Origin of the sequence: Mycoplasmopsis arginini (assembly GCF_900660725.1) — a bacterium.
Taxonomy (GTDB): domain Bacteria; phylum Bacillota_I; class Bacilli_A; order Mycoplasmatales; family Metamycoplasmataceae; genus Metamycoplasma; species Metamycoplasma arginini.
Genome location: NZ_LR215044.1, coordinates 458,910 through 474,301, shown reverse-complemented (window position 1 = coordinate 474,301; position 15,392 = coordinate 458,910). Strand labels below are relative to the sequence as shown.

Annotated in this window: 11 protein-coding genes; 2 read left to right on the top strand and 9 right to left on the bottom strand. The window is 25.6% G+C overall.

The window, feature by feature from the left end:
- Positions 1-17 precede the first annotated feature (17 nt).
- Both EXC38_RS02200 and EXC38_RS02195 read left to right on the top strand, forming a co-directional pair.
- A complete protein-coding gene (locus tag EXC38_RS02200) occupies positions 18-1,850 on the top strand; it encodes an ABC transporter ATP-binding protein (RefSeq protein WP_129694650.1) in 1,833 nt (610 codons plus the stop codon).
- Positions 1,843-3,729, top strand: coding sequence for an ABC transporter ATP-binding protein (locus EXC38_RS02195; RefSeq protein ID WP_004416858.1), 1,887 nt, complete (start codon positions 1,843-1,845; stop codon positions 3,727-3,729). Before EXC38_RS02200 ends, EXC38_RS02195 begins: the two co-directional genes overlap by 8 nt.
- A 32-nt stretch (positions 3,730-3,761) precedes the next feature.
- Here the strand turns inward: EXC38_RS02195 and EXC38_RS02190 are convergent, their stop codons facing one another.
- The 9 genes from EXC38_RS02190 to EXC38_RS02155 form a co-directional block, all read right to left on the bottom strand.
- Entirely contained in the window at positions 3,762-4,454 is a 693-nt protein-coding gene (locus EXC38_RS02190; RefSeq protein WP_129694649.1) for a pseudouridine synthase, read from the bottom strand.
- Positions 4,454-5,767 carry a M20/M25/M40 family metallo-hydrolase gene (locus tag EXC38_RS02185; RefSeq protein ID WP_129694648.1) on the bottom strand — a complete coding sequence of 438 codons (1,314 nt, stop codon included), beginning with the start codon at positions 5,765-5,767 and terminating at the stop codon, positions 4,454-4,456. Before EXC38_RS02185 ends, EXC38_RS02190 begins: the two co-directional genes overlap by 1 nt.
- Positions 5,768-5,784: 17 nt before the next feature.
- Positions 5,785-7,014, bottom strand: a complete 1,230-nt coding sequence (locus EXC38_RS02180) for an endonuclease (RefSeq protein WP_223213795.1) — start codon at positions 7,012-7,014, stop codon at positions 5,785-5,787.
- A 147-nt stretch (positions 7,015-7,161) separates the two neighbouring features.
- Positions 7,162-7,284 (bottom strand): hypothetical protein, encoded by a 123-nt coding sequence (locus tag EXC38_RS03610; protein ID WP_268812632.1) that lies wholly within the window; start codon positions 7,282-7,284, stop codon positions 7,162-7,164.
- Positions 7,285-7,348: 64 nt separating this feature from the next.
- Positions 7,349-10,165 carry a DNA topoisomerase (ATP-hydrolyzing) gene (locus EXC38_RS02175; RefSeq protein WP_004416866.1) on the bottom strand — a complete coding sequence of 939 codons (2,817 nt, stop codon included), beginning with the start codon at positions 10,163-10,165 and terminating at the stop codon, positions 7,349-7,351.
- 15 nt (positions 10,166-10,180) lie between these two features.
- Positions 10,181-12,103: a DNA gyrase/topoisomerase IV subunit B gene (locus EXC38_RS02170; RefSeq protein ID WP_129694647.1), complete on the bottom strand. Its 1,923-nt coding sequence runs from the start codon at positions 12,101-12,103 to the stop codon at positions 10,181-10,183.
- A 68-nt stretch (positions 12,104-12,171) separates the two neighbouring features.
- Positions 12,172-12,573, bottom strand: a complete 402-nt coding sequence (locus EXC38_RS02165) for a hypothetical protein (RefSeq protein WP_129694646.1) — start codon at positions 12,571-12,573, stop codon at positions 12,172-12,174.
- Between the two features lie 25 nt (positions 12,574-12,598).
- Complete coding sequence (gene thiI, locus EXC38_RS02160) at positions 12,599-13,753, bottom strand: tRNA uracil 4-sulfurtransferase ThiI (RefSeq protein WP_197723426.1); 1,155 nt, start codon at positions 13,751-13,753, stop codon at positions 12,599-12,601.
- Between the two features lie 2 nt (positions 13,754-13,755).
- Positions 13,756-15,360 carry a hypothetical protein gene (locus tag EXC38_RS02155; RefSeq protein WP_129694645.1) on the bottom strand — a complete coding sequence of 535 codons (1,605 nt, stop codon included), beginning with the start codon at positions 15,358-15,360 and terminating at the stop codon, positions 13,756-13,758.
- Positions 15,361-15,392: the final 32 nt, after the last annotated feature.

Sequence of the window (15,392 nt, the reverse complement as noted above, 5' to 3'; positions counted from 1 at the left end):
TTAGTAAAGGAGTAAAAATGTTTAAACTATATAAATATATGGCTAAAAAGTTAAAATATTTATCAATTTTAACAATATTTTTAACCACTATTCAAGTTATAGCTTTTTTGTTTATTCCGATTTTTATTGGGCAGATATCTTCGTTAATTGCTCAAAGAGCTTTTATGGTAGCTAATTCACATTTACCAATACCGGATTATGTTGATGTTACTATCCTAAAAATGTTCAAAGTAACCGGAACAATTAATGAAGCATTGACCTATTTTTCTATTTATTTTGCTATTGCATTACTAGTTGGTACAATAGCAACTTTAAGTGCTTCATTGTTAGCTTCCTATATAGCAAACTTAGGAACTAAACAAATAAGACAAAAACTTTGAGAACACTTAGGAAAACTTTCTGAAAAAGATATTGAAGATTTTACACATTCTAAAATTCTAACAAGATTTACAATAGATATGAGCAGAATTCAAATGGGTATCAATGTTTCCTTAAGATTAACCATTATTGGCCCATTTAATTTAATTTTTGGACTTGTATTTTCATTATTAACTGATATGCAATTGTCAATTACTTTAGGAATTCTAGTTCCAATTTTAATGTTAACAATGATTATAGCAGGAGCAATAATTGGCCCCCTTTTTTCTAAAGAACAAAAAATGTATGAAAAACTTAATAATGAATCACAAGAAAGTATTTTGGGGGTAAAAGTTATTAAATCTTATAACCTCGAATCTTTACAAAATGAAAAATTTGAGGATAAAAATAAGCTTTGAACAAAATTATCAAAAAGATCTTGAAATTCTTATAACCTAGCATTTGCATTTGTTAACCTTTTCGCAAATATAATTACGGCATTAGTTTTACTTGCAACCGGTTATATAGCTAAGAAAAATGTGCATGACATATCTGAATATAAAGAAATTATTTCAAATGCTGCTACTTTTACTAATTATGTAATGTATATTACTATTGGTGTGATTATGTCTACTTTTATAATTTTTACTTTAGTAAGATCAGTAGTTTCTTCAAGAAAAGTAAATGAAATTTTTGCTAAAAAACCAGATATTGATTTTATAATTTCTGATAACAAAATTACCGAAGGACATGTTAAATTTAGCGACGTTTCTTTTAGATACTACAATGATTCAGAAAAAAATGTTTTAGAAGATATTAATTTTGAGGCAAAACCGGGTGAAATTATAGGTATCATTGGGCCAACGGGTTCAGGGAAAAGCACTATTGCCAAATTACTTAGTTTAGACTTTAAACCAACTTATGGTTCTTTAAAAATAGATGGTAATGATATAAGAGAAATAGATACCTTATCAATAAGAAATTCAATTTCTCATGTTTATCAAAAACCTTTATTATTAAGTGGAACTATTAAATCAAATTTATTAATGGCAAAACCAGATGCTAGCGAAGAAGAATTAATTGAAAGTATTCAAAATGCTTGCGCTTATGATTTTGTTTATAAAATGAAAGATAATTTAAATTCAGAAATTTTAGCTAAGGGTTCAAATTTATCTGGAGGACAAAAGCAAAGACTTTCAATTGCTCAAGGATTAATTAAAAAACCAAAAATTTTAATTTTAGATGATTCTACTTCTGCACTAGATGCAAATACAGAACTTAAAATTAAAAGAAATTTAAGAAAGAATGCTTCGGAAAGAAAGTTTGTCACAATCATTATTGCGCAAAAAATTTCTTCAATTATGGATGCTGATAATATTTTAGTTATTGATAATGGAAAGATTATTGCCCAAGGTAAACATAATGATTTAATTGAAAAATGTTCTTTATATTCCGAAATAGCTAAAACACAATTAGGAGGAGAAGATGCATAATTTAGACCCATTTAAAAAGATCTATGATCCTAATTTAACAAAAGAACAGAAAAAAGCAATAATGAAACAACAAAAACAACTTAAGTGAGATAGCTTTAAAAAATTAATGGGGTATTTAAACTATAAAAAAGGAATGCTTTTCTGAATCATTACTTTCGCAATATTATCTGCGGCCTGTTTATCTGCCGGAACCTTTTTACTTGGTTACATAATGGATAATTTCTTAACTTATGATTTCTTATTTGGAACAAACCCAACAACGTTACAAGAAAATTTTGATGAATTTAAATTTTTAGGTTATTTCTTCTTATTAATTACAATTTATATTTTTCAACAAATATTTTCTTTTTTATCTAATAAACTTTCAGTTGAATCTGGTGTGTTATCTTCTGCTATAATTCGACATGATGCTTATAAATCTTTAATGAAAATGCCTGTATCATTTTTTGAATCATTAAATACAGGTGAGTTAATGTCAATTTTAACTAACGATGTTGATAATTTGGCTAACGGATTAGCTGGTAATTTTAATACAATTATTATTACTGTTGCAACAACAATCTTTTCATTTGGATTTATGTTTTATTATTCAGCATACTTAACTTTAATTACAATCGTGTTATTTCCATTGTTTCTATCGTTAATATTCTTTTTTATGAAAAAAGCAATGCCACAGTTTCAAAAACAACAAAAACAAATTGCAGATCTAAACGGATTTATTGAAGAAAATCTTGCAGCGCATCATTTAATTAAATCTTTAAACTATGGCGAAGCAATTAATGAGGCATTTGATAAAAAGAATAATAAACTTTATAAATCATCATTAAAAGCATCGATTTATACTGGTGTTATCTGGCCTTATGGTAATGTTGTTATTAACTTACTTCAATTAATAATCGTTATTATAGCAGCCGCATTTGCGGAAGCAAATATTGGAACGGGTTCAAATACAACCTTTACACCTGGTATTATTATGGCATTTGTTTTATATATAAGAATAATGGCAAATAACGTAACAGGGGTTTTTGAAAATATCGCGCAAGTACAAATTATGTCTGTTTCTTCTGTCAGATTATTTAATTTAATTAATCTTAAACCTTTAGTTGATGAAGATAAATTAGGTTTAATTGACAAAGAAATCAAAGGAGAAATTAGTTTTGAAAATGTCAATTTTTCATATACTAATGATGAAAATAATTTACAACTTAAAAATGCTAATTTTAAAGCTAAAAAAGGTCAAATCTTTGCAATTGTAGGTCCTACTGGAGCCGGAAAAACAACAATAATTAACTTATTAAGTAAATTTTATTTACCTAATAGTGGAACAATTAAAATCGATGATTATGATATAACACAAATTAATGAAAAATCTTGAAGAGATCAAATATCAATAGTTTTACAAGATACATTCTTATTCAAAGCTACTATTATTGAAAATTTAAGATACGCTAATATCAATGCAACAAAAGATCAAATAATAGAAGCATGTCATATCTCTAAAGCGCATGAATTTATTGAAAAATTAGAAAATGGTTATGATGAGATAGTTGAAGAGGGCGGAGCTAACTTTTCGCAAGGTGAAAGACAGTTATTAGCTATTACAAGAGCGATTTTGGCTAATAAAAATATTTTAATACTTGATGAGGCAACATCAAACATTGACACCAGAACTGAAAAAATTGTTCAAAAAGCAATGAATGAACTAATGAAAGATAAAACATCATTTATTATCGCTCACCGTCTTTCAACAATTCTAAATGCAGACCAAATTTTAGTAGTCAATGAAGGCAAAATTATTGAATCAGGAACACATAAAGAACTTTTAGCTAAAAAAGGTTTTTATGAAAAAATGTATAATTCTTCATTTAGCGAGGATTAAAGAAAGTAAGCGCGCGCTTACTTTTTTCTATATTAAAATATCTTATTAATTTCATTAAAATCAATTTCTCTTAATTGGCCTAATTCTAAATTTTCATCTAATTTTAAGTTGCCAATTGAAATTCTTTTTAAATAAATAATCTTATATCCGAAAAACTCGAGCATTTCTTTTACTTGATGAAATTTACCTTCGTAGATGGTTATAAGACCACAATTTTTGTTAAGAAATTTAAAGTTATATTTTTTAACAACATAATTATTTGAAATGGTTATAGGTTTAGGATAATGGGATTTTATTTTTATATCAAATTCTTTATCAACTTCAAAATAATATTTTTTAGGTATTTCAAATTTAGAGTTCATAATTTGATGACCTATTTTACCATCGTTACTAATAATCAATAAACCTTCGGTATCCTTATCTAATCTTCCATAAGCAAAAAATCTTTTTGGATCTAAGTTGATAATATCAAAAATAGTTTCGTTTTTTGAGTCATAATTCGCCACTACATAACCAGAAGGTTTATTAAAAATAAAGTATTGTTTGTCTTTGTATATAATTTTTTCACCATCTATTGTTAGCTTGTCTTTATCTAAATCAATTACAACAGGTTTTAAAATTACTTTATCGTTTAAAAAAACGCGACCGTCTTTAAGAATTTTTTTGCAATCATTTCTTGAAACATCTAAAAATTGACTAATAACTTTTTCAATTCTTATTTTCATTATAGTTCATCTTGCATTCTGTTTAAGGCATTAATATATATTTCTAAAGATTCTTTAATTTCTTTAAAAGTAAAGTATTCATTAGGACCATGCATTAAGTGCATATATTTTGTTGAACCAAAAGCGACACAGTTTTTTACAATACGCGCGTATGTACCCCCACCAATTGCTAAAGGTTTTTCTTCAATTTGCATGCCTTCATTATATGTTTCCATTAATAGTTTTATTAATTTGCTATCTGGATCCATAAACATTGAATTCTTAGTTCCTACTATTTCTAATTTTACGTTAGGTAAATTAACATCTAAATATGAATTTATTGCTTTTGTAACCTCTTCAATGCTTCTTGTCGCTGGTACTCTAAAATCAAATGTTACAACGTGCTTATTATCGAAAGTTCTTATAATACCTAAATTGGCTGATAGTTTACCTGAAAAATCATCGAAATCTTTGAAAATGTTTTTTAGTGTATAGTCTTTATTTGCTAAATTATTTTCAATAAATTTAATTAAATCTTGATTTTTTAAGTCTGGATAATTTTTACTTAATTCTAATAAAGCTTTTATTATTGCATTATCACCTTTTTCAGGTGTTGAACCATGGCCACCTTTTCCTAAAACAAGAAAATCATTATTATTGAATTGATAATTAATCTTATCAGGTATTTGGTTAGCTACATCACCTGCATTAATTTTTAAACCTTCTATTTTATTAAAAATAAGATTTGCTTGGTAAATTAATTTTTCTGCAAAAATTAAAGGTCATTCGCCATCAGGTGTATAAGAAACAAAGGGATGGCCAAAATCATTTAAGTAATATTTCATTGATTTCATTGTTGTTTCTTCAGAAATACCGAAAACTAAACGAATTGTTCAATCTTTATGAATTAAGTTATTATCTAAAATATACTTCATAGCATAAAGGTTGATAATTGCAGGGCCCTTATCGTCTAATGAACCTCTACCGATTATTTCATTTTCAGTAATTACTGGAACAAAGGCACTAGTTTTTCATTGATTCTCATCACCGGCAGGAACAACATCAAGGTGTGCTAAAATGCCTAGAATTTTAGACCCATTTCCAATTTGGGCATATCCATATCTATTTTTTGAATCTTTATATGTTTCAAATCCAAAATCTTTTGCTAGTTTTAATGCATATTCTAAAGCATCATCAACATTTTTACTAAAAGGATATTTTTCATCATTTTCTTGTTCGATGCTAATTGATGGAATTCTACATAAATTAGCTATATGTTGAATCATTTCATCAAATTCTCTTTTATTTTGTTGATATTTAATATATTTTTTCATTTTTATACTTCTTTTTATTAATTAATTTTTACTAATTTCTTAGCGATACCTTTATTTTGAAAAACATAATTATTGTCGTTTTCAAAAATTACTTTTATTAATTCAGGATAATCTGTAAATGGATTTCTATTATGTTGATGTTTGTAAATTCCATTATTTCTGTCAATATCAAATTGAGAAATACCATCCATCTTATGTCATTTTAAATATGTTTTTAAATATGAATTATTGATTGTATATTTTCCATTTTGTCTTACAAAAACTCTGTTAGAAGAATGATTATTATTAATATTTTTATCGCCATAAGTTAATACAAAGTAGAAAAATACTCTAGCAATATCACCCTTAAATTCATCAATTACTTCAAATACTTGTTGATTATCTTCAACACCGACGCCTAATTTTGAACCATTGCTTGAAACAATTCTTCCATTTTTAGTTTCACCGTAAGGAAAATTCCCATGAATAGCATTTACTTTTTTATCTGATGGTCAAACATGGTGAGCATCATTTCTCATTGGTGCTTGTTTTCTAAATCATGACTGGGCAATAATATGTTCACGATTCATACCTTGACCTTCAGAATTTCCTTGATCTCTATATTTTCCAAATTCAAAAGTGTACTTATCTTTTCCACCAATGATTTCTGTATATAAATCTAAAACTGTTCCATCATTTTCATAATATTTGTCAACAAATGCATCACGGTATGTTCGATGTAAATCATCATAAGAACCAGTTTTACCTCTATTGTTTTTTTGAATAGTAAATAACTGTTCTCTTAATCTATCTCCACTTAGTCCATCTAATGAACTATAAAAATCATCTGAACTATCGTATTCAATTTTATAACCATGATTTGTAGTTACAGCCTTACCATTATTAGGATCTGGTTCTGGCTCTGTATTTGGATCTTCAGGTTGAGGTGTTGGTGATTCATTTTTTTCTAAAGCAATTTGCGCTTTAACTTTATTATCTAAAGTTTCGATAAATTCAATATTTTTTTTAAAATCGTTTGTTTCTTCTAAACTTTCTAGAAGTAAAAATTCTTCATTAAATTCATTTTTCTTAGTTTCGGTTTTAACTAGCGATAAATTGTTTATTAGTTCAACTTTTTTATTTCAATATAAATATTTTTCAGTCGAATCATCCTTGTGTTGACAAGATGCTGAAATAATAAAAGTAGCAGGCATTGTTAAACCTAATCCGCATAAAACTAAATATTTAAAAGTTTTTTTCTCATGCATATCATTTTTCCTTAAAAAATAAATTGTTAGCAATATAAATTATATTAAAAATATTTATCTTGTGTTTTGAATTTAAAAATGGACAGATTATTTTTTATAAAAAATAATAAAAAACATATAAAGAAGACCTTTATATGTTTAACATTATTATTGTGATTCCGCTTGTGCTTTTCTTGCTTCTCTTCTTAAATCACGTGCTCTTTCTTTTGCTAATTTGTGAGCTCTTTTTTCTGCTCTAACTTTATTAGCTAATCTAACGTCTTTTCTCACAATTAATCCTTTCGTAATTTATTTTTATCATCATTAGGTTTAAAAAGATATTTATAAATTATATCTATTTTTTCTTAATTTGTTTAACTTTTTCCTCAATCAAATCAAGATTAATATTATCAAAAGCCTTAAGCTTTTCTTCAAACGTTAAATTTGTTTTCGATTTAGGTTTATTAATTTCTTGATTTTTTATTTCCACAAAATCATCATTAGTTTCAAAAAGTTGAATTTGGTCATTATCTTCTATTTTTAAACTGATATCATTTTCATCATCAGAAATATTTGGTAATTCAGAATGATAATATCTTTTGAATAATGAAGTTTCTGTTGTTAATTCAAGATTATTTTCTAACTCTTTTTGTTCTAAGTAAAATTTTTTTAATTTTTCTTTCTCTTGATTATCAACATCAATTAATTCATTAATTTTTATATGTTGAATTAAATAACCTGAATTATTGAAGTTTTGTTCTAATCTAATTAGTTTGTCTTTTTTAGATTTATCTTTTAGTAATTTATCTAAGTACAATCTTTCAGTTTCATTATCTTTATTTGTTATTAAAAGTTCTAACTCTTTAGTATTAACTTCTAGCGATTTAGGAATGCAACTTATATCTCTTAAAAAACTGAATAATTTTGTTCCACGATTTGTTCTATTAGTATATTCAATATCAGCCATTTTTCATTGCTTACACATTCCACCCTCAGTAAGCATTGTTACATTATTTAATTTTGAACATGTTGTAAAGGCTGAAACAAAAGTTTTTTCTTTAGTTTGTAACTTAGGTAATATCTTAATTCCTTGAGCTCTCAATGCTAAATCTGTTGTAAAAATATTTTCATTTAATAAGAAATAAGAACCGTTATTTAAAAGAATAAAAATGTCTTTTTCATCATTTCCAATTTTTACATCAATTAATTCATCATCTTCATTTTTGAAGTTAATACACATTCTTTTCTTATTAAATATCTTTGAATCAAAGTTACTAATCTTTACTTTTTTTCCATAACCATATTTACTAATTAAAATTAAATTAATATATGAATTATAAGAAGTAATTTCCATTATCCGAATAACTTTTTCTTGACTTTCCAAATTAACTATTGAAGAAACGTGAGTTCCCAATTCTTTTCATGAATTATCTTTTAAATTATGTGCTTCAATAACAAAGAAATTGCCTTTATTTGTAAAAAATAGAAGTTTTGATAATGAATTTATTTTGTCATAATATCTTATCGTATCATTCTCTTTTAATTTGTAGGTTTTTAAATCGTTAGAATTGAATGTTTTATTGCTAATCTTCTTAATGTATCCTTCTTCCGAAACAAAGAAGTAAAAATCTTCATTTTTAGTTAATAATTTATGATCAACTTCCTTACTTATTAATTCTTCGCTTATAATGGTTTTTCTTTCTTTTGCATATTCATTTTTAATTTCACTTAATTGGCTAATTAAGAACTTATCAAATTCAAAACTGTCATTTAATAATTTTTCACATCATTGAATTTGTGTTTCCAGATTTCTTTTTTCTTCCTGAAATTCGATTTGATCCATTCTTGAAAGTTTGTAAAGTCTTAATTCAGCAATAGCAGTGGCTTGAATTTCGCTAAAATTAAATCTTTTCATTAAAGCAAGAATAACACCTTTTTTTGAGTTATCACTTTCTTTAATTAATTTGACTACTTCATCTGAAATTTCAGCAACACGAATAAAACCTTCAACAATTTCATGACGTAATTTATATCTTTGTAAATCAAATTTAATACCATTTGTGTTAACTAATCTTGAATGCTCTAAGAAAGAAAATAAAGCCCTATCTAGTGAAAGTAAACAAGGAGCGTTTTTATATATTGCAAGCATATTGTAGTCATAGTTAATTCTTAATTTTGTTTTATTCATTAAATATGTCAAAATAGCTTCTGGATTTGAATTTTCTTCTAGCTCAATATAAATGGATAAACCGTTTCGATCTGATTGATCTCTTATCTCTTTGATTCCTGAAATAGTTTTGGAAGAAATAATTGAATCAATTTCAAAAACCATTTTTGATTTAATTACACCAAAAGGAATTTCAGTTATTTCAATCCCGACAATATTTCCTTTTTTGTCCTCAATAAATTTATATTTTGATGAAAGTGTTATCTTTCCTCGACCAGTTTTAAAGGCGTCAATTATTCCTTTTGTACCATAAATAATTCCACCAGTTGGAAAATCGGGTCCCTTGACATAATTCATTAATTCATCAACAGAAATGTTTGGTTTTTTAATCATCGCAATTAAGGCATCAATTAATTCGCCTAAGTTGTGAGGAGGAATTTGAGTAGCAAATCCTGAAGCGATACCTAAAGCACCATTTACAAGTAAATTTGGAAATAAGGTTGGTAAAATAACTGGTTCATATTCAGAGTCATCAAAGTTAGGAACCATTGTAACAACTTTTCTCTCTAAGTCTTTTAACATTAGTTCAGTTATTTTTTCAAGTCTTGACTCGGTGTAACGCATAGCAGCAGCAGGGTCATCATCAATTGAACCTTTATTACCATGCATTTGTACAAGAGGATAATTACTTTTTCATTCTTGCGCCATTCTAACCATAGCTTCATAAACAGAACTATCACCATGTGGGTGGTACTTACCTAATACATCCCCAACAATACGTGCTGATTTTTTAAAAGGATCTTTATTTCTTAATTTCAAATTTCACATTGAAAAAAGAATTCTTCTTTGAACTGGTTTTAATCCATCTCTCACGTCCGGAATTGCTCTTTGTTGAATAACATATTTAGAAAACCTTGAAAAACTATCACTCATGATTTCAATCATGTTTTTTTCGATGATATTTTCTATAACTTCATCATATTCATTTTTTCTTTTCTTATCCATAATTCACCTCCTTCACTATTTTTTATTAATTTCAAATTCATCAATACTTGAAAAATCAATATTATTATTAATTCAAGCCTTTCTTGCCTCAGAGTCATCACTCATAAACGTTGTAATATTTCTTTCGGTTAAGCCTTGATGATCAATATTTACCTTAATAATAGATCTTGTTTTAGGGTTCATTGTTGTTTCTCATAATTGATCGGCATTCATTTCCCCTAACCCTTTATATCTTTGAATTTCGTAGTTATTATATTGTGAAGTAATTTCTCTTAACCCTTCTTCATCTCAGGCATAAAAATTTTTATTATTAGAATTCTTAATTGTAACTTTATATAAAGGAGGCATTGCTATGTAAACCATCCCTGCTTCAATTAATTTCTTCATATATCTTCAGAAAAAAGTCAATAAAAGCATTTGGATATGAGCTCCATCGACGTCGGCGTCAGTCATAATGATAATTTTTCCGTATTGTGAATTCTTAACATCAAAATCTTCACCAATTCCTGCACCAATTGTATTAATAATTGTTGCTAACTCTTCATTTGCTAAGATGTCAATCAATTTGGCTTTATCAGTGTTCATTACTACCCCTCTTAAAGGTAAAATAGCTTGAGTAACACGATCACGCCCCATTTTAGCTGAACCTCCAGCTGAATCACCTTCGACTAAAAATAATTCTTTAATTGATGCATTTTTAGTTTGTGCAGGAGTTAATTTATTTGAAAGAATTTTTTTATTATCTAATTTATTTTTTACTTTTCTTGCTTCATTTCGAGCATTTCGAGCAGCCATTCTTCCTTCGTAGGTTCTTTTAATTTTTTCTAATATTTTATCTGCTTCAGATTTATTTTCATTCAAGAAGAATGTAAATTTTTCACTAAAAAAGTCTTCAACTGACTCTCTAGCTTCAGGAGTTCCCAATTTATCTTTTGTTTGACCAACAAATTCCAAAATATTTTCAGGAACTTTTAAGGAAACAACGGCAATAATTCCTTCACGGACATCTAGACCATCAAAATTAATTTTAGTTTTTGAGTTATTATTTTTTGAATACCACTCATTTATAGTTTTAGTTAAAGCTGATTTAAAAGCGGTTTCATGAGTACCACCGTCTCTTGTTTTAACGTTGTTAACAAAAGAATAAATTGTTTCATTATAGTTTTCTGTATATGCTAATGATATTTCAATTTCAATCCCATTTTTTGCAAGTCCTGATGCAAAAAACACAGTACTTATAAATTTTCTTCCTTCACCAACAAAGTTAATATATTCTTTAATTCCCTCATTTGTTTGAAATACAATATTTTCATTAGTATTTTCATTTATATAATTAATTTTCAAATTAGAAATTAAAAAACTTGCTTCTCTAAGTTTTTCTTTAACAGTATCAGATGAGAATTTTGCTTTCTTAAAAATATCATAGTTTGGTCAAAATTGTACTTTAGTTCCTTGTTTTAATGTTGGGCCGATAATTGAAGTTTTTTGAGTAATCTTTTCTTGTTGGAATGCAGTAAAATACTCTTTTTTATCACGATAAACAGTAACTTCCATCTTTGAACTAAGTGCATTAACTACGGAAGATCCAACTCCGTGTAACCCTCCACTAGTTTTGTAAGCCCCTTCTCCAAATTTTCCACCAGCATGTAATTCAGTAAAAACCAATTCGACACCAGTTTTACCTGATTCGTGTTTGCTAATAGGAACTCCTCGACCATTATCTTCAACGATTACTGAACCGTCTTTTTTTAGAATAACTTTAATATTATTTGCAAAACCTGCTAGGGCTTCATCAATTGCATTATCAACAATTTCTCAAATTAAATGGTGTAAACCATTTGAATCCGTTGACCCGATATACATCCCTGGTCTTTTAATAACAGCATCTAATCCTTTTAAAACTTTTAAATCTTTTGCTTCATAATTGGTTGTGTTCATAAATTTAATTATATATATTTTGATTATATTTTATTAAATATAAAAAAATAAAGCACTATTAAAGTGCTTTAAAGTCTTATGTTTTTATTGTTTTCTTCAAAATATTCATTAGCCATTTCAATATCGCTTTGCAATATTTTTTCGCCTAAATAAAATTTAGCGGTATTGTAAACTCTTTGACTTTGAGTTACTCTATAAATCTTCAAAAATGATTTTTTTACAATAATTCTCATTACTATAAAAACTATAATAAATATTATTGTTAAAAATGGTGTAATAACACACATAATTATAAAGTTAGTAAATGTTTTAAATGAAGATGTTGTAGCATGAAGACCAAAATATAATCCCCAACCAAATAGTAGAGACATTGGGATAACTATTAAAAAAGTAAAAAGGACTATATATGCAATATAAAACTTTTTTAATTTAGGATAATCTTTTAATTTGTCTGATAATTTTTTCCCCATTTTAATTACCTCAAAGTTTAATATTTTATAGTATAAATTTTTTAATTTCTACTTGCTTGATAATTTCATCTTCAATTTTTTCAATTTGATCTAATTCATTTTCTAGTTTTCTAGCTTCTTCTCTTGTTGGTTTTGTCACTGGAAAGCGCGGTGCAAAAAGTTCACATGTTTCACAAGCTTTTTGTATTGAGATTTCCATAGTTCCTAGTTTTTCTGCTATTTTAATTGTCTCATTTTTATCAAAGGTTAATAGCGGACGAAAAATTGGTAAATTGCAAACTTCTGAAATAGTATAAATTGATTCTAATGTTTGTGAAGCAACCTGTGCTAAATTTTCACCATTTGATAAAGCTTTAATATTATATTTTTCCGCTATTTTTTGTGCAATTCGGTAGAAACTACGACGCATTAATGTAATTTTGTATTTTTGATTTGATACCAAACCAATATAGTTCATAAGTTTTGTATAGTTAATTTGAAATAAAGTACTTGAACCTTGGTATTTGGTTAAATTTTGAATTATTTGATCTATTTTTTGTGTTGTTTTTTCATCAGTATGTGGTGGAGTTATAAAATTTAGAAAATCAACTTTTAAACCTCTTTTCTGTAATAAATTAGCAGCAACTGGTGAATCAATTCCACCGCTAATTAAATGTAAAACTCTTTCAGAAGAAGATACTGGCATCCCTCCTAGTCCGTCAATATAATTACTAAAAACATAAGTATATTTATCTCTAACTTCAATATAAATAAATAGATCAGCGTTAGTTAAATCGACTGTCTTATTTTCAAAATTATTTAAAATCAATCCACCAAAATGCATATTTAATTCTGAAGATGTCAACTTATAATTCTTATTATGCCTTCTTGCCTTAATAGCAAAAGATTTAAAAGTATTTTCTCTGGCAATTTTTAATACTAATTGTTCAATGTCCTTTAATTCATTTGAAGTTTTATAAACAATTGAATAAGATGAAATTCCAAAAATGTATCTTAATGAATTTAAATTACTTTCAGAAAATTTACAAAAAGCCCTGTCGTACTCAACTTTTAATTCATTTTTTGGAATGTACAATTCTAGATTTTTTCTTAATTGATTTATAAAATCTTTTTTGTTTTCGCCCTTAAGCGTTAACTCTCCATATCTTATTAAAATCTCTTTCTCTTCTATATTGTTCATTTTTACTTCCTTTTATTTTTTGTTATTAATTCAATTGTTTTATGAATAACTTCATCGTATTTCTTTTGATAGAAAAAGTTTATTATTTCAATATTTTCTTTATGATATAAATTTTTAGTTAAAAAATTAAAATTTTTCACTAAGTAATTTGCAATCTTTATTTTTAAATTTAATAATAAAATTTTAGTCTTTATATTTTTTATCAATAATAATAAAAATTCTTGATCTTCAAAGTTATTAGCCTCAACAAAACTTAAATATTTCTTTTGATATTTAATTATCTCTTTATCTATTTCATAATTAAAATCATGAAATGAAAAAGCTTGTAAATATTTATTGCTAATTTCTTTTTTAAAATTATTAGAATTAATACTATCTTTCTTTTTTAATAATGAGTTTTGAATTTTTAGAATTTCTTTCGCTTTGTTAAGCAAGTAATATAGCTCATTTAGTTTATTATAAAAAGAAACATTAGTAATTTTATCAAGGTCTTTAGTTTTTATAAAATTAAAGTAAACATATTCATTATTGTAAAAAATATTACTTAATTTAATATATTGGTCTTGAACATTATTTATTTTTAATAATTCACGATGATTATTATCAATTTTATTTAATATTTCCAATATTTTTTCCTGATTTTCAGTAAGTTTAAAAATACTTTCTAATTCATTGTTAACTTGTTGATATTTTTCATAAATTTCTTTTGCTAAAAAAAGAAGTTTAGTTTTGTAAATTTCTTTTCACTCTAAAATATTATTTTTATCAAGATTTTTCTTTAAAGAATCTATTTTATTTTTAATATGATCTAAAAAATTGTTTTTAAAAATATCTTGAAAAACATTCGAATACATTTGTCTATATTTATAATATAAATCATTCAAAAAACTAAAAGGGATTTCAATATTTTTTTCAATAAAATTAAATATTGATAAACCATTTTCTATATATAAGATAAAAAAATTGAGTTCTTTATTAAATCCTTCTTTTTTAGTAGCTAATTTTGAGTTGTTTAATAGACTTAAATCTAAATAGTCAAATTTTTTTAAAAGAAAAATAATCATTTGTTTTCTTTTATTTATTTCTTCTTTATTAAGTTCAATAAAGCCATTGTTTTGATTTGTTTTTATAATTTTTTCAATTTGGTTAATAACATTATTTTTCTTATTAATAAAATTTAATACATCAACAGCCTTTTTGCTTTCTATAATTGACCATTTTCTACTGCTTTTAACCTTAGCTTTAATTGATTTTAAATATTTTCTTATTTTAATATAACAATTATTAAAATCCGTTTTTCTAAAATTTTTTGTTTCAAAAATGAAAGTTAACTTTTTATATTCAACTAATAAATTTGAATAAATAGATTCTATTGACATAATATCTTGAGCGCAATCTTTTTCAAATTTTTTGTATTGTAAATTTTTCTTTGATAGTTCATAAAATTGATCATTTATTTTATTTAATTTTTTTAAGTAAATTTCAATCTTTAAAAGAGCTTTATTAATTAGTTTTATTTTAATTTTATTTTTAAAAAATAAACATAAAATAACTCCTAAAAAAATTAAAGTTATTAATAAGAATCCTGTTAATATTTTTCATCACATGATTATAAATTATATTTAATTAAGATAAAAAG